Source organism: Citrobacter sp. Cpo037 (assembly GCF_030332945.1).
GTDB lineage: Bacteria > Pseudomonadota > Gammaproteobacteria > Enterobacterales > Enterobacteriaceae > Citrobacter > Citrobacter portucalensis.
Genome location: NZ_JAOWGW010000050.1, coordinates 18,939 through 42,536, shown reverse-complemented (window position 1 = coordinate 42,536; position 23,598 = coordinate 18,939). Strand labels below are relative to the sequence as shown.

General features: G+C 52.8%; 22 protein-coding genes. 11 read left to right on the top strand and 11 right to left on the bottom strand.

What is annotated here, in order from left to right:
* Positions 1-116 precede the first annotated feature (116 nt).
* The 4 genes from mutH (at position 117) to OGX94_RS08140 (ending at position 3,111) form a co-directional block, all read left to right on the top strand.
* Positions 117-812: a DNA mismatch repair endonuclease MutH gene (gene mutH, locus OGX94_RS08155; RefSeq protein ID WP_286569024.1), complete on the top strand. Its 696-nt coding sequence runs from the start codon at positions 117-119 to the stop codon at positions 810-812.
* A gap of 75 nt (positions 813-887) precedes the next feature.
* Positions 888-1,601 carry a TerC family protein gene (locus OGX94_RS08150; RefSeq protein ID WP_003033961.1) on the top strand — a complete coding sequence of 238 codons (714 nt, stop codon included), beginning with the start codon at positions 888-890 and terminating at the stop codon, positions 1,599-1,601.
* Positions 1,602-1,745: 144 nt separating this feature from the next.
* On the top strand, positions 1,746-1,964 hold the full coding sequence (gene ygdR / locus OGX94_RS08145; RefSeq protein WP_000758660.1) for a lipoprotein YgdR: 219 nt from the start codon (positions 1,746-1,748) through the stop codon (positions 1,962-1,964).
* A 106-nt stretch (positions 1,965-2,070) separates the two neighbouring features.
* Positions 2,071-3,111 carry an NADP(H)-dependent aldo-keto reductase gene (locus OGX94_RS08140; RefSeq protein ID WP_003825597.1) on the top strand — a complete coding sequence of 347 codons (1,041 nt, stop codon included), beginning with the start codon at positions 2,071-2,073 and terminating at the stop codon, positions 3,109-3,111.
* A gap of 83 nt (positions 3,112-3,194) precedes the next feature.
* Here the strand turns inward: OGX94_RS08140 and lplT are convergent, their stop codons facing one another.
* Complete coding sequence (lplT, locus tag OGX94_RS08135; RefSeq protein ID WP_257662062.1) at positions 3,195-4,388, bottom strand: lysophospholipid transporter LplT; 1,194 nt, start codon at positions 4,386-4,388, stop codon at positions 3,195-3,197.
* Positions 4,381-6,540: a bifunctional acyl-ACP--phospholipid O-acyltransferase/long-chain-fatty-acid--ACP ligase gene (gene aas / locus OGX94_RS08130; protein ID WP_191222194.1), complete on the bottom strand. Its 2,160-nt coding sequence runs from the start codon at positions 6,538-6,540 to the stop codon at positions 4,381-4,383. The genes lplT and aas overlap by 8 nt, the downstream gene beginning before the upstream one ends.
* A 597-nt stretch (positions 6,541-7,137) precedes the next feature.
* On the opposite strand from aas, the gene galR reads away from it, so the two are divergent.
* Together galR and OGX94_RS08120 are read left to right on the top strand one after the other, a co-directional pair.
* Complete coding sequence (gene galR, locus OGX94_RS08125; RefSeq protein ID WP_003033945.1) at positions 7,138-8,166, top strand: HTH-type transcriptional regulator GalR; 1,029 nt, start codon at positions 7,138-7,140, stop codon at positions 8,164-8,166.
* A gap of 13 nt (positions 8,167-8,179) precedes the next feature.
* The gene (locus OGX94_RS08120; protein WP_198579454.1) at positions 8,180-9,190 is read left to right on the top strand and encodes a LacI family DNA-binding transcriptional regulator; all 1,011 of its coding nucleotides are present in this window, start codon (positions 8,180-8,182) and stop codon (positions 9,188-9,190) included.
* A 107-nt stretch (positions 9,191-9,297) separates the two neighbouring features.
* Here OGX94_RS08120 and lysA read toward each other — a convergent pair whose 3' ends face one another.
* Positions 9,298-10,554 (bottom strand): diaminopimelate decarboxylase, encoded by a 1,257-nt coding sequence (lysA, locus tag OGX94_RS08115; protein WP_126956633.1) that lies wholly within the window; start codon positions 10,552-10,554, stop codon positions 9,298-9,300.
* Between the two features lie 118 nt (positions 10,555-10,672).
* Here lysA and OGX94_RS08110 point away from each other — a divergent pair, with 118 nt between their 5' ends.
* Complete coding sequence (locus OGX94_RS08110; RefSeq protein ID WP_008785717.1) at positions 10,673-11,608, top strand: LysR family transcriptional regulator; 936 nt, start codon at positions 10,673-10,675, stop codon at positions 11,606-11,608.
* Here OGX94_RS08110 and OGX94_RS08105 read toward each other — a convergent pair.
* Positions 11,580-12,287, bottom strand: a complete 708-nt coding sequence (locus OGX94_RS08105; protein WP_191236323.1) for an aspartate/glutamate racemase — start codon at positions 12,285-12,287, stop codon at positions 11,580-11,582. The two genes, OGX94_RS08110 and OGX94_RS08105, sit on opposite strands and share 29 nt — an antisense overlap.
* A 141-nt stretch (positions 12,288-12,428) precedes the next feature.
* Here OGX94_RS08105 and OGX94_RS08100 point away from each other — a divergent pair, with 141 nt between their 5' ends.
* Positions 12,429-12,755, top strand: a complete 327-nt coding sequence (locus OGX94_RS08100) for a cupin domain-containing protein (RefSeq protein WP_191222192.1) — start codon at positions 12,429-12,431, stop codon at positions 12,753-12,755.
* Between the two features lie 106 nt (positions 12,756-12,861).
* Here the strand turns inward: OGX94_RS08100 and araE are convergent, their stop codons facing one another.
* From araE to OGX94_RS08075, 5 genes are all read right to left on the bottom strand, one after another.
* Positions 12,862-14,280, bottom strand: coding sequence for an arabinose-proton symporter AraE (gene araE, locus OGX94_RS08095; protein ID WP_003033926.1), 1,419 nt, complete (start codon positions 14,278-14,280; stop codon positions 12,862-12,864).
* A gap of 315 nt (positions 14,281-14,595) precedes the next feature.
* Positions 14,596-15,357: a 2-dehydro-3-deoxy-D-gluconate 5-dehydrogenase KduD gene (kduD, locus tag OGX94_RS08090; protein WP_257662063.1), complete on the bottom strand. Its 762-nt coding sequence runs from the start codon at positions 15,355-15,357 to the stop codon at positions 14,596-14,598.
* A gap of 57 nt (positions 15,358-15,414) precedes the next feature.
* Positions 15,415-16,251 carry a 5-dehydro-4-deoxy-D-glucuronate isomerase gene (gene kduI / locus OGX94_RS08085; RefSeq protein ID WP_003825578.1) on the bottom strand — a complete coding sequence of 279 codons (837 nt, stop codon included), beginning with the start codon at positions 16,249-16,251 and terminating at the stop codon, positions 15,415-15,417.
* 484 nt (positions 16,252-16,735) lie between these two features.
* Positions 16,736-17,914 (bottom strand): acetyl-CoA C-acetyltransferase, encoded by a 1,179-nt coding sequence (locus tag OGX94_RS08080; protein WP_003825576.1) that lies wholly within the window; start codon positions 17,912-17,914, stop codon positions 16,736-16,738.
* Between the two features lie 102 nt (positions 17,915-18,016).
* Positions 18,017-18,901 carry a LysR family transcriptional regulator gene (locus OGX94_RS08075; protein ID WP_003825574.1) on the bottom strand — a complete coding sequence of 295 codons (885 nt, stop codon included), beginning with the start codon at positions 18,899-18,901 and terminating at the stop codon, positions 18,017-18,019.
* 101 nt (positions 18,902-19,002) lie between these two features.
* Here OGX94_RS08075 and OGX94_RS08070 point away from each other — a divergent pair, with 101 nt between their 5' ends.
* Together OGX94_RS08070 and OGX94_RS08065 are read left to right on the top strand one after the other, a co-directional pair.
* On the top strand, positions 19,003-19,458 hold the full coding sequence (locus tag OGX94_RS08070; protein WP_008785723.1) for a multidrug/biocide efflux PACE transporter: 456 nt from the start codon (positions 19,003-19,005) through the stop codon (positions 19,456-19,458).
* Between the two features lie 142 nt (positions 19,459-19,600).
* On the top strand, positions 19,601-20,830 hold the full coding sequence (locus tag OGX94_RS08065) for an amino acid permease (protein WP_008785724.1): 1,230 nt from the start codon (positions 19,601-19,603) through the stop codon (positions 20,828-20,830).
* A 52-nt stretch (positions 20,831-20,882) separates the two neighbouring features.
* Here OGX94_RS08065 and rcnR read toward each other — a convergent pair whose 3' ends face one another.
* Positions 20,883-21,155, bottom strand: coding sequence for a Ni(II)/Co(II)-binding transcriptional repressor RcnR (gene rcnR / locus OGX94_RS08060; protein ID WP_003825567.1), 273 nt, complete (start codon positions 21,153-21,155; stop codon positions 20,883-20,885).
* 120 nt (positions 21,156-21,275) lie between these two features.
* Here rcnR and OGX94_RS08055 point away from each other — a divergent pair, with 120 nt between their 5' ends.
* On the top strand, positions 21,276-22,160 hold the full coding sequence (locus tag OGX94_RS08055; RefSeq protein ID WP_286569016.1) for a nickel/cobalt efflux protein RcnA: 885 nt from the start codon (positions 21,276-21,278) through the stop codon (positions 22,158-22,160).
* A 45-nt stretch (positions 22,161-22,205) separates the two neighbouring features.
* Here the strand turns inward: OGX94_RS08055 and OGX94_RS08050 are convergent, their stop codons facing one another.
* A complete protein-coding gene (locus OGX94_RS08050; protein WP_149334908.1) occupies positions 22,206-23,591 on the bottom strand; it encodes an amidohydrolase family protein in 1,386 nt (461 codons plus the stop codon).
* Between the last annotated feature and the right edge of the window lie 7 nt (positions 23,592-23,598).

The window sequence follows — 23,598 nt, the reverse complement described above, 5'->3', positions numbered from 1 at the left end:
ACGTGAATCTAAAAACCAATATAAATCATAGAATTGAATAAAGCATGTGGAAAAAGATAAACTCTGTCCATACGGTATAAAATCACTGCTCATTTTTTCACCTAAGGGTTAACCCGATGCCAGAACTCCGTCCGTTGCTTTCTCCCCCTGAATCTGAAGCCCAGTTGCTGAGCCAGGCACGGCAGCTTTCGGGCTACGCGTTAGGAGAATTAGCGGCAATGGCGGGAATCATTACGCCGAAGGATCTTAAGCGCGATAAAGGCTGGATTGGCGTCCTGCTGGAAATCTGGCTCGGTGCCAGCGCGGGCAGTAAACCAGAGCAGGATTTTGCGGCGCTGGGCGTGGAGCTGAAAACGATCCCTGTGGACAGTCTTGGCAGACCGCTGGAAACCACCTTTGTGTGTGTGGCGCCGTTAACCGGCAATACCGGCGTCACCTGGGAAACCAGCCATGTACGGCACAAACTCAAACGTGTTCTGTGGATCCCGGTAGAAGGCGAACGCAGCATTCCTCTGGCTGAGCGCCGCGTCGGCTCTCCCCTGCTGTGGAGCCCGAATGAGGAAGAAGACCGGCAATTGCGTCTGGACTGGGAAGAGTTAATGGACATGATTGTGTTAGGTCATGTCGAACGCATCACCGCTCGCCATGGGGAAGTACTGCAACTGCGTCCTAAAGCCGCCAACGCCCGCGCGCTTACCGAGGCCATTGGCGCCAACGGCGACCCCATCCTGACCCTGCCACGCGGCTTTTACCTGAAAAAGAACTTCACCCGCGCATTGCTTGAGCGACATTTCTTGTTCCAGGCGCAATAGGCACCGTCCGGCCTTTCACCCGCCGCGTTACGGGCCTATAATTACCGCTTCTTTTTTTTGGCAGGACTTTGTTCGATGTTATTTGCATGGATAACCGATCCTAACGCCTGGCTTGCGCTCGGTACGCTGACGCTGCTGGAGATCGTTCTTGGGATCGACAATATTATTTTCCTTTCTCTGGTTGTAGCCAAACTCCCGACAGCGCAACGCAATCATGCTCGACGTATTGGGCTGGCGGCGGCGATGATCATGCGTCTGGCACTGCTGGCTTCTATCGCCTGGGTAACGCGGCTGACAAACCCGTTATTCGAGCTGTTTGGCGAGGCGATATCAGCACGCGACCTGATCCTTCTGCTGGGGGGATTGTTCCTGATCTGGAAAGCCAGTAAAGAGATCCACGAATCCATTGAAGGTGAGGAAGAAGGTCTGAAAACTCGCGTATCCTCTTTTCTGGGTGCGATTGTACAGATCATGTTGTTAGACATTATCTTCAGTCTGGATTCCGTGATTACTGCGGTAGGCTTGTCCGATCATCTGTTTATCATGATGGCGGCGGTGGTGATTGCCGTAGGCGTCATGATGTTTGCTGCTCGCCCGATTGGTGAGTTTGTCGATCGCCACCCTTCGGTAAAAATGCTGGCGCTCTCGTTTCTGATTCTGGTCGGTTTTACGCTGATTCTGGAAAGTTTCGACGTCCATGTTCCGAAAGGATATATCTATTTCGCCATGTTCTTCTCTATCGCGGTAGAGACCCTGAACCTGTGGCGTAATAAAAAAAATCCGCTCTGATGAAATCCATCGCTCCCCGCAAGGGGAGCGAATGCCAGCCACACCTACCCCTTCTCACAGTTTAAGATTTTACTGCTTTCACCCTGCACAACTTCGCGTTATTACTAAACTATTGTCAGACGCAGGCCATGTGAGGATAAGCAGATGAAAAAATGGGCAGTTTTGATTTCCGCCGTAGGACTGGCTTTTGCCGTTTCCGGATGCAGCAGCGATTATGTAATGGCGACAAAAGATGGTCGAATGATCCTGACCGATGGAAAACCAGAAATTGACGATGATACCGGTCTGGTGAGCTATCACGACCAGCAGGGCAATGCGATGCAGATTAACCGCGATGATGTGTCTCAAATCATTGAACGCTGATGGTTGAGGTCAGCAGCGCGCTGGCCTTAACAATTTTACTTCCCTTTTTCTCTTCCCTCAGCCATTTTTATAATCCTTATGTCGTGATTATAAAAAGGAAACGGCTATGCAATATCACCGTATACCCCACAGCTCGCTGGAAGTCAGTACACTGGGGCTGGGCACAATGACGTTTGGTGAACAAAACAGCGAAGCCGACGCACATGCACAGCTCGATTATGCCGTAGCACAGGGCATTAATTTGATCGACGTTGCCGAGATGTATCCGGTACCGCCGCGTCCTGAAACCCAGGGTCTCACCGAAACCTACGTAGGTAACTGGCTCGCCAAACACGGAAGCCGCGAAAAGCTGATCGTTGCTTCTAAGGTCAGCGGACCATCACGTAACAACGACAGCGGCATTCGACCGAATCAGGCGCTGGACCGTAAAAATATCCGTGAAGCGCTGCACGACAGCCTGAAAAGACTAAAAACCGATTATCTGGATCTGTATCAGGTTCACTGGCCGCAGCGCCCGACCAACTGCTTTGGTAAGTTAGGCTACAGCTGGACAGACTCCGCGCCAGTCGTTTCCCTTCTCGATACCCTGGACGCGCTGGCCGAGTTTCAGCGCGCCGGGAAAATTCGCTACATCGGCGTTTCTAATGAAACCGCGTTTGGCGTGATGCGCTATCTGCACCTGGCGGACAAACACGATCTGCCACGCATCGCCACCATCCAGAACCCCTACAGCCTGCTGAACCGCAGCTTTGAGGTTGGACTGGCTGAAGTGAGCCAGTATGAAGGCGTTGAGCTGCTGGCTTACTCTTGCCTGGGCTTCGGTACGTTAACCGGGAAATACCTGAACGGCGCGAAACCTGCCGGTGCACGCAATACGTTGTTTAGCCGTTTCACGCGCTACAGCGGCGAGCAGACGCAGAAAGCCGTTGCGGCCTATGTGGATATCGCGAAACGCCATAATCTGGATCCCGCGCAAATGGCGCTGGCATTCGTGCGTCGTCAGCCGTTTGTCGCCAGCACTTTGCTGGGCGCCACGACGATGGAGCAGCTAAAAACCAACGTTGAAAGTCTGCATCTGGAGTTGAGCGAAGAAGTACTGGCAGAGATTGAAGCGGTGCATCAGGTGTATACCTATCCTGCACCGTAACAGTTAGCGCCTGATGGCGCTACGCTTATCAGGCCTACAGACAACTTCCCTGTAGGCCTGATACGGCAACAGCATACAACAGACTAATGGCGGCGCTGCCAAATCCACAGCGCCGCAATCGCCAGCACAAACAGCGCACCAAATCCAATACCAATCGCAACAGCCGGGATCCCCACCAGCACCGCCAGTGAGTAAATACCGAGCATCAACAGCATCGCGCTGTTTTCACCCAGGTTTTGTACCGCTATCGCATTACCTGCGCCGACGCTTTTCTTACCCCGTTCCTGCAGCAACGCATTCAGCGGCACCACAAAGAAGCCACCCGACACGCCGATAAGCATCAGCAATGCGTAGGCCGGAAGCAGCGAATGTTGAAGAGAGAAAATCAGCACCACGACGCCAATCAGGATCCCCGCAGGCATACAGCGCGAAACGGTTTCCAGCGTTACCAGCTTCGCTGCCGCACCCGCACCGACCACAATCCCGATCGCTACCATGGCATTGAGGTAGGTCGGCGTGGCGTTATCGGTGATGCCGAGCGCCACCGGGACCCACAGCACCAGCAGAAAACGCAGCGTAACGCCCGCGCCCCAAAAAAGGCTGGTTCCCACCAACGAGAAGCGTGTTTCACCGTTGCGCCACAACGATGAAGCCGCACAGAAGAAACTGCGCGTCATTTTCCCCAGATGCCAGGACTGGCCAGGACGAGCCGCGGCCAGTTTCGGGATATACAGGTTAGCCACCACCGCGCCAGCATAGGCCAGGGCACAGGCAGAAAGCGCGGCAATTACGTGCCAGTCGGCCAGAACGCCGCCGGCGACAGAACCGAGCAAAATCGCGGCAATGGTGGAGGCTTCCATCAGGCCGTTAGCCTTCACCAGTTTGTCGCCGGTAGTCAGTTCACCGAGAATGCCATACTTGGCTGGTGAATACGCCGCCGCGCCGATTCCCACCAGCGTATACCCAAGAAACGGATTAATGCCGAAGCAAATACTCGCCGCGCCCAGCAATTTCAGAGCGTTCGCGAACATCATCACTCTGCCTTTGGCAAAGCTATCCGCCACCTGTCCAACAAAGGGGGCAAAAAGGATGTAAGCGCCCACAAACACCATTTGCAGGATCGGCTGACTCCAGTCCGGATAAAATTGCTCCTTCAGCAACGCCAGCGTAGCAAACAGCAACGCGTTATCGCCAAACGCCGACAGAAACTGTGCGGCGATAACGGACATCATCCCTTTGGACCAGATTGAAGTGTTAGTGTGCACTGACTCACTCATGTTGTTTTTCCGGCTCATCGACCCAGCTTTTCAGCGTAACAAAATCCGGCTTACCGCTGCCGAGTAATGGGAGTTGCTTCAGGTGGCGAATATCACGCGGTACAGCGAGTTCAGGTACGCCGTGCGCCCGCGCATACTGCTGTAGTTTTTCACGCGTAAGTTCGCTATCGGTAGTGAACAGCACCAGCGCCTCACCTTTGCTGGCATCACTCTTGATCGCCGTGGCGTGCATTTTGTCTGCAGATACCGCCAACGCAAGTTGCTCAACCATTTCCAGCGAAACCATCTCTCCGGCAATTTTAGCGAAACGCTTAGCGCGCCCCTGAATCTGTACAAAGCCGTTTTCATCAAAGCGCACGATGTCTCCGGTGTCATACCAGCCGCGCTCAATCTCACCTTGCGCATTCTCTGCTGTCGGCACTTCCAGCACGCCAGGTTTTTCGACGCGCAAATAACCGCTCATAATATTAGGACCTTTCAGCTGTAAACGCCCACCGTCCTCAATTCCCGGAACGGCCAACAGTCGAGCATCCATACCAGGCAAGATGCGCCCTACCGTTCCCGATTTTGCCGCCATTGGTACGTTAATCGACACAACCGGCGCACATTCCGTCACGCCATAGCCTTCAAGAACGCGCAGGCCAAATTTCTCCTGCCACAGCTGCTTTGTGCTGTCCTGAAGTTTTTCCGCTCCCGCCACCACATAGCGCAGGCGGTGGAAATCGTACGGATGCGCAAAACGCGCATAGTTGCCGAGGAACGTTGAAGTACCAAACAACACGGTGCAGTTCCGGTCGTATACCAGCTCTGGCACAATGCGGTAATGCAGCGGGCTGGGATAAAGAAACACTTCTGCGCCAGTCAGTAGCGGCGTGAATAATCCCACCGTCAGGCCAAAGGAGTGGAACAGCGGCAGCGCCGACATAAAACGGTCATCGGCGGTGAAATCGGCAATCGTTTTGATCTGCTCAACGTTCGCCAGAATGCTTTTATGACTGTGAACCACGCCTTTCGGATGGCCTTCTGAACCAGAAGTAAAGAGGATCACCGCAGCGTCTTCCGGCTGTTGCTTCACCTGCGCCAGATGAGGTGCCAGCAGATGTGAGAAAATCCACAGCTTATCGCTGAAGGTCACATCAGCTTTTAAGTCTTCCAGATAAACCCAACGCACCTGGGTGAGCTGTTCCGGTAAATGCCAGAGTTTGCCTTTATCAAGAAACTGTCGGGATGTGAAGATCGTTTTGATTTCAGACGCAGTAATGGCGCTGGTTAATCCTTTCACGCCCGCGGTGTAGTTCATCATGGCCGGAATGCGTCGACGCGCAATGGCGCCAAAAATAACCGCCGCGCTGATCCCCGCGTTTGGCAGCATCAGGCCGATTTTTTCACCTTCGACGCTGTATTTTTCCAGAATACGGGCCACAAAGAGCGTCTTTGTCAGCAGCTTGCGGTAGCTGTCAGGGGTAAAGTTGACATCTTCAATGCAGTTTTTGCCCGCGCCAAAACGGTATTTCGCCGCCAACAGCGACTCGTATAGCGTTTCACGCGGACGAACCGCCATGCGTGCTTCCATCATAATTTGATGCAGCATCTCTCCGGCGATTTTGCGGCGATCGCGAGCACGCGGTGCTTCCGGCATCGGCAGTTGAGTCGGCGGTAGAATGTGTAAGCGGATGCGCGGGAAGAGTCGCTGTTTAACCAAACCTTTCAGGCGGCTAAAGCGGGAAAGTTCTGCGCCCTCAATGCGGACAGGAACGACCGTCGCCCCCGACTTAGCGGCAACAAACCCCGCGCCGTCATAAATTTTCATCAACGAACCAGTGGTCGAAATACGTCCTTCCGGGAAAATAACCACCGGACGGCCCTGTTCGACCAGACGAACCAGATGTTTAATCGACATCGGTTTAGTTGGATCTAACGGTACGAAATCAATCAGCGGAGTTAGCCAGCGCATATACCATTGCTGGCTGATAGAGGTGTAAACAGCGAAGACGGGACGAATCGGTAAAAAGAGCGCCAACAGGATGCCGTCTATAAATGAGACATGGTTGGGAGTGATTAGAACGCGTTCTCCCTGTAGCGCGCTGACATCGCCCGTGACGCGAACGCGGAAAAGCACGCGAAACAGATTACGAAAAAAGCCAAATAGCATCTCAACTCCCTGTGCCATTAATTATATAAACATCAATGGTGGGAGAGTATACGAGTTGGGGAATGGGCGCGACAGGTAACTGGTAAATACAATCCGAAAAAAAACCTGCGCATCCGCGCAGGTTGGTGCAAGAGACAGGTACGAAGTGCGTACCGAATAATCTCACCAATCAATACCTCTGGGATCTTGATTGTGGTCGTCAGCAGCCAGATACGCCAGTGCGAAAACGCAAAGGAATGAACCCAAATGCAACGAGTTGTGTAAATTATCGGTTACTGTTACAGATAGGCTGAAGGTAAAAAAAAACCTGCGCATCTGCGCAGGCTGGTGTAATTCTAGTGATCAACCCGAAAGTTGATTTCACCTATCAATACCTCTGGGATCTCAACTCTAGCAATCTGCTCAGTTCCCTCACCAGCGAACAATCGCAACAGCACATCGCAAAGTGTAAGCAAAAATTAGCATTTTCTATTTTCTGTCTTACTTCGCTCGTGTGCGCTCACATTTGCGACGTTCTGACAGGCAATCTGCTTGAACAGCCAGCCATTTTCCGTAACACTGACGGAATGTAAGCGTTTACCCACAACAGGTACTATCATGGCGACCATAAAGGATGTAGCCCGACTAGCTGGTGTATCAGTCGCCACCGTTTCTCGAGTGATCAATGATTCCCCTAAAGCCAGCGAAGCATCGCGCCTGGCCGTAACAAGTGCAATGGAATCACTCAGCTACCACCCCAACGCCAATGCGCGTGCGCTGGCACAACAATCCACAGAGACCATCGGTCTGGTGGTGGGAGATGTGTCCGATCCATTCTTTGGGGCAATGGTTAAAGCTGTCGAGCAGGTGGCCTATAACACCGGTAATTTTTTACTGATTGGTAACGGCTACCATAACGAACAGAAGGAACGACAGGCGATTGAACAGCTCATTCGCCACCGCTGCGCAGCCCTTGTTGTCCACGCAAAAATTATCCCGGATGCTGAGCTGGCATCACTCATGAAGCAAATCCCCGGCATGGTATTGATTAACCGAATTCTGCCGGGATTCGAACAACGATGCGTTGCCCTTGATGACCGTTTCGGCGCCTGGCTCGCGACCCGACACCTCATTCAACAAGGCCATACGCGCATTGGCTATCTGTGCTCCAATCATACGATTTCAGATGCGGAAGATCGTCTGCAAGGCTATTACGACGCGCTGGCAGAGAGCAATATTCCTGTCAGCGATCGCCTGGTAACGTTTGGTGAACCGGATGAAAGCGGCGGTGAACAGGCTATGACCGAGTTACTTGGCCGTGGCAAAAACTTCACTGCGGTAGCCTGCTACAACGACTCAATGGCGGCTGGTGCCATGGGCGTATTGAATGATAACGGCATTGATGTGCCGGGAGAAATCTCGCTGATTGGTTTTGATGATGTGCTGGTTTCCCGCTACGTGCGCCCGCGTTTGACCACGGTGCGCTACCCGATCGTGACGATGGCAACCCAGGCTGCCGAACTGGCGCTCGCGCTGGCGGAGAAGCGTCCCGTGCCTGAAATTACCCACGTTTTTAACCCAACTCTGGTGCGTCGCCATTCCGTTTCGACGCTGACAGAGCCGGGGAATTCATCGTCAAACGATTAACCAGGATAGCGTTATGACTACGATGTTGGACGTTTCACGACACGCTGGCGTCTCAAAAGCGACCGTTTCGCGCGTACTGAATGGCACGGGTCAGGTAAAAGAGAGCACGCGCCAGAAAGTGTTTAAGGCCATGCAGGCACTTGATTATCGGCCTAATTTTTTAGCGCGCTCTTTGGCAAACCGCACCAGCAACAGCATTGGTCTGGTAGTTTCCACATTTGATGGATTCTACTTTGGCCGCCTGCTGCAACAGGCTTCACGCCAGACGGAATCTCACGGCAAGCAGTTGATCGTCACCGACGGCCACGACACACCAGAGCGTGAGCAGGAAGCCGTGCAAATGCTGGCGGACAGGCAGTGCGACGCCATTATTCTCTATACCCGCTATATGAGTGAAAAGGCGATTATGTCGTTGATGAACAGCATTGCTATGCCCTTGCTGGTCATCAACCGTGATGTCAGCCAGGCCCGCGATCGCGCAATTTTCTTTGAACAGGAAGACGCGGCCTATCAGGCGGTCAATTATCTGATCTCCCAGGGCCATAGAGATATTGCTTGTATCACTGTGCCAGGCCATACGCCTACCGGTAAATCACGCCTGATGGGGTATCGTAAAGCGCTGGAAAAAAACGGTATTCCCTGGGATCCCGATAAGGTCAAATACGGCGACTCCACGATGACGCGAGGCTATGAGGCCTGCCGTGAACTGCTGGAGGAAGGGGTGAAATTTAGCGCCCTGTTCGCCTGTAACGATGACATGGCATTAGGCGCATCAAAAGCGTTACATCAGGCCGGTCTGAGGATCCCAACGGACGTCTCACTGTTTGGTTTTGATGATGCGCCCAGCGCCAAATGGCTGGAGCCAGGGCTGTCTACCGTATATCTACCGATTGATACAATGATAACCACGGCAATCGACCAGGCTATCCGGCTGGCCAACGGCGAGAGCGTCGAGCCAATCCCACCGTTTACCGGCAAACTGGTACTACGTGACTCAGTAACGCTCGGGCCATACTTTAAGTAATCAAATGCCGGATGGCGGCGCAAGCGCCTTATCCGGCCTACAGGCCCCGCAGTTAATATCGTAGGCCGGATAAGCGTAGCGCCATCCGGCATTTCACAACGCTGTAATCAGATTAATTCCAGCGCTAACAGCTCATCAATGGTCTGGCGACGGCGAATTAGCCGCGCCACGCCGTTATCGAACAAAACTTCCGGCAGCAGCGGGCGGCTATTGTAATTTGACGACATTGACGCGCCGTACGCCCCGGTATCATGCAGCACCAGATAATCGCCCGGCACCACCGCAGGCAACAGTCGGGTTTCCACATTTCCGCCCTCCTGCTGGGTAAACACATCGCCAGATTCGCACAGCGGCCCGGCTACCACGGTTTCCCGTTGCGGGGTGTGTTCCAGAGAGCGACCATCCCCTGCCAGCGCTGAGATATGGTGATAACTACCGTACATGGCCGGGCGCATTAGATCGTTGAAGCCCGCATCGATCAGCACAAAGTGGCGGCTCCCCATCTCTTTTACGCTACGTACCTGCGCCACTAACACACCGGCTTCCGCGACCAGAAAACGGCCTGGCTCTATCTCAAGTGCGACCGGGTGGCCCAGGTGTTTAGCAATCTGTTCACGCGCAGCGTTCCACAATCCAAAGTAATGATCGGTATCGATCGCCTCTTCCCCTTCGCGATACGGGATTGATAAACCACCGCCCGCGGAGATCGCCTCCAGATCCTGACCAAATTCAACCACCTGGCGCACCATTGCGCCGCACACCTGCTCCAGATGGCCGTAGTCTACGCCGGAGCCAATGTGCATATGAATCCCCACCAGCTTTAACTTATAGCGCTGAATCACCTCCAGCGCCGCGGGAAGATCGCTATACCAGATCCCGTGCTTGCTGTTTTCACCGCCGGTATTGGTTTTCTGGCTGTGCCCATGTCCAAAGCCAGGGTTTACGCGTAGCCACACGCGATGGCCCGGCGAGACCTGGCCCAGTTGTTCCAGCATATCCACCGACCCGGCATTTACCGGAATGCTCAATTCATGCACCCGCGCGAGCGTCGCTTCATCAATCATATCGGCGGTAAAGACGATTTCATCTTTCCCCGGTACGAAGCCTGCCGCCAGCGCACGTTCAATTTCGCCAAGCGAGACGGAATCAACCTTCACGCCCTGCTCGCGCATCAGGCGCAAAATATGAATATTCGAACATGCCTTTTGGGCGAAACGCACCACGTCAAACTGACTCAATTTGGCAATCTGCGCGCGGATAATCTGAGCATCATAGACCCACACCGGGCAGCCGAATTCGGCAGGCAGGCGCAGCAGGTTGTCGGCGGTCAGGTCAGTGTCAGTACTATTGAGTGGGCGTGGCATGGTGTGCTCCGATATTGGCTTTTTTATGATTACGCCACAGCCCGAAAAGAATAAAAAATATCGTTTTATCGTGAGTCTATGCAAAAATGATATGGATTGATTCATTCGAGGATTGCCCATGCCCGCCGTTAACCTGCGACACATCGAAATTTTTCACGCCATCATGACGGCAGGCAATCTGACAGAAGCCGCGCGCATGCTACATACCTCGCAGCCCACCGTCAGCCGGGAACTGGCCCGATTCGAGAAAGTGCTGGGATTAACGCTGTTTGAACGCACGCGTGGCCGACTGCACCCCACCGTGCAAGGGTTACGTCTGTTTGAAGAGGTGCAACGTTCGTGGTATGGCCTGGATAGAATTGTGAGCGCCGCCGAAAGCCTGCGCGAGTTTCGCCAGGGCGAATTGTCGATTGTTTGCCTGCCGGTATTCTCACAGTCTTTTTTACCGCCGCTGCTGCAGCCATTCCTCGCACGCTATCCACAGGTCAATATTCAGATAGTGCCGCAGGAGTCACCGCTGCTGGAAGAGTGGCTGTCGGCGCAGCGCCACGATCTGGGGTTAACGGAAACGCTGCATACGCCTGCCGGAACGAAACGCACCGAATTGCTGGCGCTGGATGAAGTGTGCGTGCTGCCGCAGGGCCATCCGCTGACTAAGAAAGCGGTGTTAACGCCGCAGGATTTTCAGGGAGAAAACTACATCAGCCTGTCGCGCACCGACAGCTACCGTCAGCTACTGGATACACTGTTTAATGAGCACCAGGTGAAGCGCCGCATGGTGATTGAAACCCATAGCGCTGCTTCAATTTGTGCAATGGTGCGGGCGGGCGTTGGGATCTCGGTGGTAAACCCACTGACCGCGCTGGATTACGCCAGCAGCGGAGTCGTTATCCGCCGCTTCAGTATTTCGGTACCCTTTACAGTCAGCCTGATTCACCCACTTCATCGCCCCGCCTCGGCGCTGGTTGATGCTTTTACGGCACATCTGCAGGCCCATCTACCGAGGCTTATTGACCCACTGGAGGCTATTTTGCATCCGCAGCCGAAAGCATAAACGCCACCGCATCTTGCGCATGGATTGCCGCGGTGTCGAAAACCGGTAGTGGGCTTAGCTCGGTGGGAACCAGCAGACCAATCTCGGTACAGCCAAAGATCACCCCTTGCGCCCCCTGTTTCGCCAGTTGGTCGATGACGCCCAGGTAATAATCGCGGGAAGCCTCGCTGAATTCACCGAGACACAGCTCGTCGAAAATAATCTGGTTTATTTTCTGACGATCATCAGCTTCAGGGATCAGCGTGCTAATGCCAAATTCAGTCTGTAAACGCCCGCGGTAAAAATCCTGCTCCATGGTGTAACGCGTACCCAGTAGCGCCACGTTGCTCATCTGCTGCTTTTGTATCGCCCGACCCGTCGCGTCGGCAATATGCAGAAACGGCACATCACAGGCGCTTTCAATCGCCTCAGCAACTTTGTGCATGGTGTTGGTACACAGCACAATTCCTTGCGCCCCGGCTTGCTGTAGCCCTGTGGCGGCCTGCGCGAGGATCTCACCGGCTCGCTGCCAGTCACCGCTTGACTGACAGGCTTCAATCTCGTGAAAATCCACGCTGTGCAACAGAATCTGTGCCGAATGCAGTCCACCCAGACGCTGTTTTACCCCTTCATTAATGAGTCGATAATAAGGAATGGTAGATTCCCAGCTCATACCGCCTAACAGACCGATCGTTTTCATCATTTCCCCTGACTCGTTGTTGTCTCTCCAGTGAACCAAAGATGTGATCAACTTTCCACATCTGTTGGCGTGCATTTCTTTTTTTAATTTTCTGATATAGCTTTAATGAAACATTGTTTTAATTAATTACAGGAAGGCCGGATGTTTATTTTTTATAAAGAGACCACGCTTGACGATCTGGGCAATGGCGTTACCCGGCGCATTCTTGCTCACGGCGGTAACATGATGGCGGTTGAGGTGAACTTCGAGCAAGGCGCAATCGGCCCGATGCACAATCATCCGCACGAGCAGTTGACTTACGTGTTGTCCGGTGAGTTTGAATTTACCATCGGCGAAGAGAAACATATCGTTAGGGCGGGCGATACCCTGTATAAACAGCCCAACATTATGCATGGCTGCGTCTGCTTAAAACCGGGAACGCTGCTGGATACCTTTACCCCAATTCGCGAAGATTTTCTTCACGGGTAAGGCGCTAATTAAAAAAACCGGGTCGCGTTGACGCTTTCCCGGCCTATAAGAGACTCCACTCGCAGGCCGGATAAGGCTGAACCGCCATCCGGCATGCTTATCTGACTTACACCCCAATATCTCTTAACTTCTCGCCAGCCATCAGCTTACGTTCGATATGCTCCAGCGTGACGTTTTTGGTTTCTGGAATCAGCCAGAACGTAATACCAATAAATACGACGTTCAGCGCAGTATAGAGCCAGAACGTACCGGCGGCGCCAATGCTGTCGAGCAGCGTCAGGAACGTTGCGCCAATGATCATATTCGACACCCAGTTGGTGGTGGTGGAGCAGGTAATACCAAAATCACGGCATTTCAGCGGCTGAATTTCCGAACACAGGATCCACACTACCGGCGCGGCGCTCATCGCATAGCCTGCAATACACATCATCGTCATGCCAACCGACAGCCAGGATAGTCCACTGGAAGCCGTGCCATTATCAAACTGCATCAGACAATAACCAAGCACCAGTGTCCCGATGGCCATTACGCTGAAACCAATTTTCAGCGCCGGTTTACGTCCTGCTTTGTCGACCGTGAAGACGGCAATAAAGGTGGCGAACATAAACGTTAAGCCAACTACCAGCGTGGCAATCATCTGCTGCTCTGTGGTGGTAAAACCCGCCATTTTAAAAATGCGCGGCGCGTAATACATGATGATGTTCATCCCGGTGAACTGCTGCATCGCCTGCAGTAACATTCCGAGGAAAACCGCGCGACGCACGTTACGGTTAATTTTAAACAGCGCCCAACCACCCTGCTTCAGCTTCAGGCTTTCACGGATTTCGTTCAGCTCATCGCGGGCTTTTTCTGACGTATCGCGCAACATGCGCAGTACTTCTTCAGCTTCGATGTGGCGACCTTTCTCCGCCAGCCAGCGCGGGCTGTTGGGCAAGAAAACAACCAGAATAATCAGCAATACAGCCGGAAGCGCCAGCACGCCAAGCATAGCGCGCCAGTTACCGCTGTAGCTGAACGCGGTATCGGACAAAAAGGCCAGAACGATACCCAGCGTCACCATCAGCTGATACATACTGATCATCTTGCCACGCACGTTTTCGCTGGCCATTTCGGAGAGATAGAGCGGTGCGGTGTAAGACGCGATCCCCACCGCTACGCCCAGCACCACGCGGGCAAAAATGAGCATTTCTACGCTGGAGGCAAACGCCGAGCCCAGAGATCCGACGACGAAAAGGATCGCGCCCGCCATCAGGCTGTATTTGCGCCCCAGGCGGAATGACAACCAACCGTTAAAAAGCGCACCAATTGCCGCACCCAGCATCATGCTGCTTACCACCCACTCCTGCAGGCGGCTGGTCAACACAAAGTGATCGGTGATAAAAGGCAACGCGCCAGCAATCACGCCAATATCCAGGCCGAATAACAACCCTGCGACAGCCGCAGAGATAGAAACAAACATATTCATACGTCGCGTATCGCGCACTGGGCGCGGCGCTAAAGCAGCATCATTATTTATTGAGACCATTTTTTCCTGCCAGATACAGAGTAACCATGCCATTGAAAGTAAGGGATCCCTTGCAGGAAGCGTCAGGCGGGAAACGGCAAAAACATGGATTAAATAGCTACACCACATGGTTATGTGATGGATATTCCAATTTTAAAATTTACCGACAATCACTCAATTAAATTTAACTAATTGATATTAAAGAATATTAAAAACAATAAATTTATACTTATGAAATTTAATATGGAATAATTTATAACCACAATATGGATTTTAATGATCCGAATATAAAAAAACCCTGCCAGAGGGCAGGGTTTAACGGTTCTGGAAAGCGAATTAACGTGCCAGCCAGCCGCCATCTACTGCAACGGTATAGCCGTTGATATAGTCAGATGCGCTGGACGCCAGGAACACGACAGGCCCCATAAGATCGCTCGGCAGACCCCAACGACCCGCCGGAATACGATCGAGGATTTCTGCGCTACGTTGCTCATCAGCACGCAGCTGTTGAGTGTTATTCGTCGCCATGTAACCCGGTGCAATCGCGTTGACGTTGATGTTATGTTTTGCCCACTCGTTCGCCATCAGACGGGTAACGCCCATTACGCCGCTTTTAGACGCGGTGTAAGACGGCACGCGGATCCCGCCCTGGAAGGAAAGCATAGAGGCGATGTTGATAATTTTGCCGCCGTTACCCTGAACGATAAAGTGCTTCGCCGCGGCCTGAGACATAAAGAACACGCTCTTAATGTTCAGGTTCATCACGTCATCCCAGTCTTTTTCGCTGAAGTCGATCGCATCGTCACGACGGATAAGACCCGCGTTGTTGACCAGAATATCGATATGGCCGAATTCTGCCACTGCGCGCTCCAGCAGCGCCGGAATACCATCGATTTGACGCAGATCGGCGGTCAGGCTTAAAAAACGGCGGCCCAGTGCGGTCACGCGTTCGATGGTTTCTGTCGGTTCAACAATGTTGATACCGACGATATCGCAACCTGCTTCAGCCAGACCAAGCGCCATTCCCTGACCCAAACCTGTGTCACAACCGGTCACAACGGCTACTTTACCTTCAAGAGAGAATGCATTCAAAATCATTGTAAATCCTTAATTTTTTATAATGCCCACCGCAGCAGGCACGGCTGTCGCCCGCAACTAGCGCAGATCTTTTACTGCAACATGGTCCATATCATCAAAGACCTGGTTTTCGCCGACCATGCCCCAAATGAACGTATAAGCTTTTGTGCCGACACCGGAGTGAATAGACCAGCTTGGAGAAATCACCGCCTGCTCGTTGTGCATCACAATATGACGCGTTTCCTGAGGCTGACCCATCATGTGGAAGACGCAGGTATCTTCTTCCATATTGAAGTAGAAATAGACTTCCATACGACGTTCATGGGTATGACACGGCATGGTGTTCCACAGGTTACCCGGTGCCAGTTCAGTCAGACCCATGCTCAACTGGCAGGTTTCCAGAACATCCGGCACAAAGTATTTGTTGATGGTGCGACGATTGCTGGTGAGGTTATCGCCCAATGTCACTGGCGCAACGTCTGCAGGCGTGACTTTCTTAGTTGGGTAAGTCGAGTGTGCCGGCGCGCAGTTGTAGTAAAATTTCGCCGGTTTCGCCGCATCAATACTGGCGAAGACCACTTCTTTTGCCCCTTTTCCGACGTACAGCGCGTCGCGATGACCAATTTCATAGCACTGGCCGTCAACGGTAATCGTGCCCGGGCCGCCGATATTGATCACACCCAGCTCACGACGTTCGAGGAAATAGGTTACGCCCAGCTGTTTGCCGACTTCGCCACCCACAGAGACGGTTTTGGCCACTGGCATAATGCCGCCAACAATGATGCGGTCGATGTGGCTGTAGACCATGGTGTATTCATCTGCGACAAACACTTCTTCGACCAAAAACTCATTACGCAGCCCCTGAGTGTCCAGGGTTTTCGCATGCGCACTATGGATACTTTGTCTTACGTCCACATTTACCTCCAGTGATAAATTGACCGTGAATGCTTAAACGAATAGCAAAACGCTGTTCCGTTTTATCTTATGCGCTCATGATATCCCTCCCTGAATGTGTTTTCAATTATAACTAAAACGATGTTTCACTTTTTCCGCATCTTATTATCAAAAGTGTAAGTGCGATCACGCTAGCGCATATAAACCGCAAAATTTGTTTCAATAAAATCATTTAAAACAATTAGATAGATAAAAACACAAAAAAGCAGATCATTAGTGGCAGGGATAAGATATTGAAAATACAGCCAGGCTCATACGTCATTCACACACCTTTTCTAACAAAGTGCGCTATCAATCACATGAAATGAAACAACGTTTTGATATATTGACAGGGTTTAGAGTGTATGTTTCTGTAACTGGCCTTGCCCTCCTGTTGGAGGGCTTTTTTATAGATGCAGGAGAAAATCATCAGAAAAGGCGTTTAAGCAGAGAAATCGAAGGGAAATTAGTCTCGTTCGATAGCGAGCGCCACCCCCTGACCGCCGCCGATACACAGCGTTGCCAGTCCTTTGTGCGCCCGACGCTTCACCATTTCATGTACCAGTGAAACCAGAATTCGGCAGCCAGATGCGCCAATCGGATGGCCGAGCGCAATGGCCCCGCCGTTCACATTTACCCGCCGTTCATCCCACTCCAGCATTTTCCCAACGGATAATGCCTGCGCGGCGAAGGCTTCATTAGCTTCGATAAGATCAACATCAGCCAGTTGCCAGCCCACACGCTCAAGGCAGCGGCGCGTTGCATACACTGGCGCAATCCCCATGAGTGCGGGATCGACCCCGACGCTGGCAAAGGCGCGAATACGGGCCAACACAGGTAAGTTCAGTTCCTGCGCCTTGGCCTCACTCATCATCATCACCGCAGCGGCGCCATCGTTGATGGATGACGCGTTACCCGCCGTTACCGAACCGAGCCTGTCAAAGGTAGGATCCAGACGCGCCAGCCCCTCGGCGCTGGCATCGGTACGCGGTTGTTCGTCGGTGTCCACCACGAACGATTGCCCGTTACGCAGCGTTACCACCGGCACGATTTCATCTTTAAAACGTCCGGCATCAATTGCCATCCGCGCTTTGTGCTGCGAGTGCAGCGCGTAGGCATCCTGCAATTCTCGGCTGATTCCGTATTCTCGCGCCAGGTTTTCCGCGGTAACGCCCATGTGATAATCGTTGAAGGCATCCCACAGACCGTCATGTACCAGGCTGTCGACCAGTTGGCTGTTCCCCAGCTGTGCGCCAGTGCGGCTATCGGTAAGGACATGCGGTGCACGGCTCATATTCTCTTGCCCGCCCGCAATCACAATGTCGGCTTCGCCACACTGGATAGCCTGGGTCGCCAGATGCAGCGCTTTCAGACCCGAGCCACAGACATCGTTAATGGTGATGGCGGAAACGGTATTGGGTAGCCCACCATTGATGGCAGACTGACGTGCAGGGTTCTGCCCGGCACCTGCGGTAAGCACCTGTCCGAGGATCACTTCATCCACAGCGTGAACGTCCACGCCCGTGCGTTCCAGTAACGCCTTGACCACCATGCTGCCTAACTCAACGGCAGAGTGGCGCGCCAGCGTCCCCTGGAAGCAGCCAATCGGTGTCCTTAATGCCCCGACGATCACAACCTCTTTCATCACTACCTCAGCGCAAAATAACACCGCAATAGTAGATGATTGTTAAAAATAGTTATCAAGGTTGTTTAAAAACGGTGATTTTTATCACAAAGGAAATTCGTATCACTTATTGGTCATCTGAACGCCACTCTGCTGCAAATGGTCACGCAACCAGCTTCCTGCCACACCAGGCGGTGATTTCTTATTCCACAACAGATCGATCGAGATAGCCTTTGGCCAGCCGGGCAGTTGTAATTGAACCAATGGTTTTTCTGCCGCAAACTCCTCCACCAACGCACAAGGGAGCGCGCACCAGCCAAATCCCTGAACAGCCATACTCAGCAATAACAGATAGTTAGGAGCAGACCAGACGGGACCGCGCGCCACGTTGGTGCCGCTTTCCAGATAGGTATTCAGACGCAGCTCGCGCCAGGTGTGGAGTTGCTCCCACTGCAGTTTTTCTTGAGCCGCGAGCGGATGCGACGCTGCAACGTATAATCCCATCCAGGTTTGCATCGGCAGACGCGTAACGCCCATGTCGGTCGGGTAATCCTCCCGCGCCTCGATCAACCCCACCTGTGCGCGTCCTTTTTGCAGCAGATCGATCACGTCTTCATCTTCCCCAATCAGGCATTCAAACTCGGTATGGGGAAACTTGCGATCAAACTGCACCATCAACTCTTCCAGCACATCCGGATGCAGCGTGTCAGACAGCACAAAGGTCAGACGCGCCTCAGTTTCACCCGACAGCGAGATCGCCGCCTCATCGAGACGTTCGCTGGCCGTCAGAATAGCCTGCACATAACCCAACACCCGCTTACCTTCTTCGGTCAGCGTTGGCTGGCGGGATGAGCGGTCAAACAGTGCAAAACCAAGATCGGCTTCCAGATGCGCAATGGCCGTACTGATAGTGGACTGGCTTTTACGCAGCCGCCGGGCCGCCGCAGAAAATGAACCGCAGGAAACGGTCTCCACAAATGCCGTTAATGCTTCAGGAGAATAACGCATGAGCTATCTACTTTATCGATGGATACTATCTTTTAGATATCACATAAAACGATAAAATTGCCACCATTCCGTTATCCGGGCATCAAAGAAGGTTTTAGGTTATGCAACACGATACTGTCCAACGCCGCTCGTTAGTTGAGCGTATTTTTCATGCCGTCTGCTTTGAAGGCATTGCCACCGCGATCCTCGCACCGACCACCGCATGGTTGATGCAGCGCTCGGTGCTGGAAATGGGCGGACTGACCATTCTTCTCGCCACTACAGCGATGATCTGGAATATCATTTATAACGCCCTGTTTGACCGTCTGTGGCCGTCGCACCTGGTAAAACGTACGGCGAAAGTGCGAGCATTTCACGCCTTAGGTTTTGAGAGCGGTTTTATTGTGATCGGGGTGAGCATCGTGGCGTATGTGCTAAACGTCAGCCTGGTTCAGGCATTCACGCTGGAAATAGGTTTCTTCTTGTTCTTCCTGCCGTACACCATGTTCTATAACTGGGCTTATGACACGTTACGCGAGCGCGTTATGAAGCGCCGCCAGCAGCGCGTTACTGCCTGATAATTAAAATAATAGTCGGAATCTTCTCGGTTCCGGCTATTGTCCCATTCACTCGCCCGCTTGTTCACATCTCCCCCAGCCCCTGCCATTTGTGGTAAATTGCGCTTCTTTTTGTTTATTTTATAGTTGATACGTTCAAATAATGTCGAAATTTTGGTCAAAAGAAGAGACTCTCTGGAGCTTCGCACTATATGGGACTGCCGTCGGCGCAGGAACCCTCTTCCTCCCCATACAGCTGGGTTCTGCAGGCGCGGTGGTATTGTTTATCACCGCTCTCGTCGCCTGGCCTTTAACCTACTGGCCGCACAAGGCGCTGTGCCAGTTTATCCTGTCCTCAAAAACGTCGGCTGGTGAAGGGATCACTGGCGCAGTTACTCACTACTACGGCAAGAAGATTGGCAGCCTGATCACCACCCTCTATTTTATTGCCTTCTTTGTGGTGGTGCTGATCTACGCCGTAGCGATAACCAATTCACTCACTGAACAGCTGGCAAAACATATCACTATCGATCTGCGGATCCGCATGTTGGTCAGCCTTGGCGTGGTGCTGGTGCTGAACCTGATTTTTCTGATGGGCCGGCAAGCCACTATTCGGGTCATGGGCTTTTTGGTGTTCCCGCTCATTGCGTACTTTTTGTTCCTTTCGCTCTACCTGACCGGAAGCTGGCAGCCAACGCTACTCACCGGCCAGATGTCTTTCGATCAGCACACGCTTCATCAGGTTTGGATATCTATTCCCGTGATGGTTTTCGCTTTTAGCCATACGCCAATTATCTCTACGTTCGCCATCGACAGACGAGAGAAATACGGCGAGCAGGCCATGGGTAAATGCAAAAAAATCATGAAGGTAGCCTACGTCATCATCTGCCTGAGCGTACTGTTTTTCGTCTTCAGCTGCTTGCTTTCGATTCCGACAAACTATATCGAAGACGCGAAAAATGAAGGCGTGACGATTCTTTCCGCGCTGTCGATGATGCCAAACGCACCGGCATGGCTGTCGATTTCCGGGATCATCGTTGCCGTCGTAGCGATGTCAAAATCGTTCCTCGGCACCTACTTTGGCGTGATTGAAGGGGCAACGGAGGTAGTAAAAACGTCGTTGCATCAGGTGGGTGTGAAGAAAAGCCGGGCCTTTAACCGCGCTCTGTCCATCATGCTGGTCTCGGCTATCACGTTTATCATCTGCTGCATTAATCCTAATGCCATTTCAATGATTTACGCGATAAGCGGCCCGCTGATTGCCATGATTCTGTTTATCATGCCGACATTGTCTACCTATCTGATCCCGGCGCTGAAGCCGTACCGTTCAGTGGGTAATCTGATCACCCTGATTGTCGGTCTGCTGTGCGTATCTGTGATGTTTTTTGGCTAGAACGTGTTGTTTAACGGCTCATTCCAGTAATCGGATGAGCCGTTAAACTGACTTATTTGATGTACGAATCCAGCACTTTCAGGACCACATCCAAATCCTCTTCGCGCTTAATTTCATCGCCCTGATGCACAATGTGCTCGGTCAGATGACCTTTAATCACTTCACGCATTAATCCGTTTACTGCCCCGCGGATCGCCGCTATTTGCTGCAATACCGCCGCGCATTCATGCGGTTCATCCAACATGGTTTTTAACGCCGCTACCTGCCCCTGAATCTTGCTGGTTCGGGCTTTCAGCTTTTGTTTGTCGCGGATCGTATGTGACATAACTTTACCTTTTTAACGTCTGGCTGTAGGGACAATACCATCGACATTCTACTGGGGGGTAGTATTTGATACTGGGGGGGAGTAGAATCAGACGAAACTAAACAACTAAGAATCATTCTCATGGGTGAGTTTTCTACGCTTCTTCAGCAAGGCAACGCCTGGTTTTTCATTCCCAGCGCGATTCTACTGGGTGTGTTACACGGCCTGGAGCCGGGGCATTCCAAGACGATGATGGCGGCCTTTATTATTGCCATTAAGGGGACCATCAAACAGGCGGTGATGCTGGGGCTGGCAGCAACGCTGTCGCATACCGCCGTAGTTTGGTTGATTGCGCTCGGTGGCATGTATATCAGCAAAGCGTTTACCGCCCAAGCCGTTGAGCCCTGGCTGCAATTTGTCTCGGCGATAATTATTCTCGGGACCGCATTCTGGATGTTCTGGCGAACCTGGCAGGGAGAGCAGAACTGGCTGGCCCAGACGCATCACGACCACGATCACGGGCATCACCACCACCATGATCATGACGACCATAATCATGACCACGATGACGATCATCACCATCACGAACACGAGCATAATCACGACCATGCCGCACTGGCAGGACTCACCGAAGGCTCGAAAGAGTATCAGGATGCCCACGAACGGGCGCATGCCACCGATATTCAGCGCCGCTTTGCGGGCAAAGAGGTCACCAACGGCCAAATATTATTGTTCGGTCTGACCGGCGGGCTTATCCCGTGTCCAGCCGCCATTACGGTGCTGCTGATTTGCATCCAGCTCAAAGCCTTCACGCTGGGTGCCACCATGGTGCTGTGCTTTAGCCTCGGGCTGGCACTGACGCTGGTAACGGTGGGCGTGGGAGCGGCAATCAGCGTGCAGCAGGCGGCCAAACGCTGGAGCGGATTTAACACGATGGCACGCAAAGCACCCTATTTTTCCAGTGTGCTCATTGCGATGGTCGGCTTATATATGGGGATTCACGGCTATATGGGGATCGTCGGTTAACACTAAGAGAGCGCAGCAGCGATTGCCGCTGCGCGTAAAACCAGGCTAGCTTTCGACGACATTCCCCCACACCAGTTGCCCTTTATGGAAGGTCGCGGTGCGTGGGGAAATTCGCGCGACCGCTTCCGCCGAACAGGAGGCATCCACCAGCACAAAGCTGGCTTCATCCTGCGCTTTCGGCCAAACGCGCTCACCTTTTTCGTTAAGCGGCAACACATCGCCGGTGGCGAGGAACAACGCCCGCGACAGGTTGAGTTCGTTGGGGCGAATATAGAGCTGCGCGTACAGATTTGCCTTTTCCAGCATGTCGCCCAGCCCGTACGGCGACCAGTGATCAATTACGCTGTCAGTTCCGGTAATCACTTCCACGCCTTTATCGCGCAGCTGCTTGAGCGGCATGTGCAAGGTACCGATCGGCACCGTCGAGGCAATGGTAATCTGCTGCGTCGCCATGCGGCCCGCCAACGTGTCTACCTGCTGTTCGTTCAACGTTGCCAGTGCAAACGCGTGGCTGATGGTCAGTTTGCCCTTTAACTGCGGCGTTTTCTCCACCGTTTCCACCATGTAATTCACCGCCGCCACGCCTGCCGGACTGGTTTCATGCAGATGGATATCTACGCCTTTATCGTAATCCAGCGCAATCTGGAACATGGTGTCGAGGGATTTTTCCATCGCCCCATCGACGCTGGTTGGGTCCAGACCGCCGACGTAATGCGCTCCCGCCTGCATCGCTTCGCGCATCAGCGGTTCAGATTTTGATAACAGCAGGCCATGCTGCGGAAATGCCACGATTTCACAGGCAAAACCCGGCTGACGACGCGCCAGTACCGCCTGCAGGTTTTCGAGATTTTTCAGCCCGGAAACCGGTTCTATGTTGCAGTGGCTGCGGGCGATCGAGGTGCCTTTTGATTGCAGCAGATCGATCAGCTTTTCTGCGCGCTCCTGCGTATAAGGCTGGAGTTCAGGCAGCAGCTTTTGTTCCAGGCGGATCATATCCTGAATAGTGGTGCCAGCCGGGCGGTTCAGCGAACGCCAGGGACCGCCGTAAAAGGTTTTATCCAGATGGATGTGCATGTCGCGCATGGCGGGCAGCATCAGCTTTCCACCCGCATCGTAGTGCGGCAGCGTCGCATCCGGATGCTGCTTATTCTCGCGCAGCGCAACGATTTTTCCGTCCTGGATTTCAACGGTTTGCAGCGCGGTACGGGTATGCACCACCACTGAGTTTTCGTAATCAAAGCCCGCTTCCAGCAGGACGTTATCCAGGTAATAGTGTTTATCGTTAATCGTCATTGTGCTCTTCGACCCGCAGGTGTTCCCGACAGGATTAGCAGCATACGCGACCGGAGCGACCGCGCCAAACAGCGCGGCAGCGGTCACCATTTTTCCGCTCTGGCTTAAAAATTCACGGCGGCTGTTACTTTCCTTCATTCACATC

Excerpts from the sequence above, each read along its gene's own strand:
- mutH (WP_286569024.1), top strand. The coding sequence starts at position 117 with ATGCCAGAACTCCGTCCGTTGCTTTCTCCCCCTGAATCTGAAGCCCAG.
- OGX94_RS08150 (WP_003033961.1), top strand. The coding sequence starts at position 888 with ATGTTATTTGCATGGATAACCGATCCTAACGCCTGGCTTGCGCTCGGT.
- ygdR (WP_000758660.1), top strand. The coding sequence starts at position 1,746 with ATGAAAAAATGGGCAGTTTTGATTTCCGCCGTAGGACTGGCTTTTGCC.
- OGX94_RS08140 (WP_003825597.1), top strand. The coding sequence starts at position 2,071 with ATGCAATATCACCGTATACCCCACAGCTCGCTGGAAGTCAGTACACTG.
- lplT (WP_257662062.1), bottom strand. The coding sequence starts at position 4,388 with ATGAGTGAGTCAGTGCACACTAACACTTCAATCTGGTCCAAAGGGATG.
- aas (WP_191222194.1), bottom strand. The coding sequence starts at position 6,540 with ATGCTATTTGGCTTTTTTCGTAATCTGTTTCGCGTGCTTTTCCGCGTT.
- galR (WP_003033945.1), top strand. The coding sequence starts at position 7,138 with ATGGCGACCATAAAGGATGTAGCCCGACTAGCTGGTGTATCAGTCGCC.
- OGX94_RS08120 (WP_198579454.1), top strand. The coding sequence starts at position 8,180 with ATGACTACGATGTTGGACGTTTCACGACACGCTGGCGTCTCAAAAGCG.
- lysA (WP_126956633.1), bottom strand. The coding sequence starts at position 10,554 with ATGCCACGCCCACTCAATAGTACTGACACTGACCTGACCGCCGACAAC.
- OGX94_RS08110 (WP_008785717.1), top strand. The coding sequence starts at position 10,673 with ATGCCCGCCGTTAACCTGCGACACATCGAAATTTTTCACGCCATCATG.
- OGX94_RS08105 (WP_191236323.1), bottom strand. The coding sequence starts at position 12,287 with ATGAAAACGATCGGTCTGTTAGGCGGTATGAGCTGGGAATCTACCATT.
- OGX94_RS08100 (WP_191222192.1), top strand. The coding sequence starts at position 12,429 with ATGTTTATTTTTTATAAAGAGACCACGCTTGACGATCTGGGCAATGGC.
- araE (WP_003033926.1), bottom strand. The coding sequence starts at position 14,280 with ATGGTCTCAATAAATAATGATGCTGCTTTAGCGCCGCGCCCAGTGCGC.
- kduD (WP_257662063.1), bottom strand. The coding sequence starts at position 15,357 with ATGATTTTGAATGCATTCTCTCTTGAAGGTAAAGTAGCCGTTGTGACC.
- OGX94_RS08080 (WP_003825576.1), bottom strand. The coding sequence starts at position 17,914 with ATGAAAGAGGTTGTGATCGTCGGGGCATTAAGGACACCGATTGGCTGC.
- OGX94_RS08075 (WP_003825574.1), bottom strand. The coding sequence starts at position 18,901 with ATGCGTTATTCTCCTGAAGCATTAACGGCATTTGTGGAGACCGTTTCC.
- OGX94_RS08070 (WP_008785723.1), top strand. The coding sequence starts at position 19,003 with ATGCAACACGATACTGTCCAACGCCGCTCGTTAGTTGAGCGTATTTTT.
- OGX94_RS08065 (WP_008785724.1), top strand. The coding sequence starts at position 19,601 with ATGTCGAAATTTTGGTCAAAAGAAGAGACTCTCTGGAGCTTCGCACTA.
- rcnR (WP_003825567.1), bottom strand. The coding sequence starts at position 21,155 with ATGTCACATACGATCCGCGACAAACAAAAGCTGAAAGCCCGAACCAGC.
- OGX94_RS08055 (WP_286569016.1), top strand. The coding sequence starts at position 21,276 with ATGGGTGAGTTTTCTACGCTTCTTCAGCAAGGCAACGCCTGGTTTTTC.
- OGX94_RS08050 (WP_149334908.1), bottom strand. The coding sequence starts at position 23,591 with ATGAAGGAAAGTAACAGCCGCCGTGAATTTTTAAGCCAGAGCGGAAAA.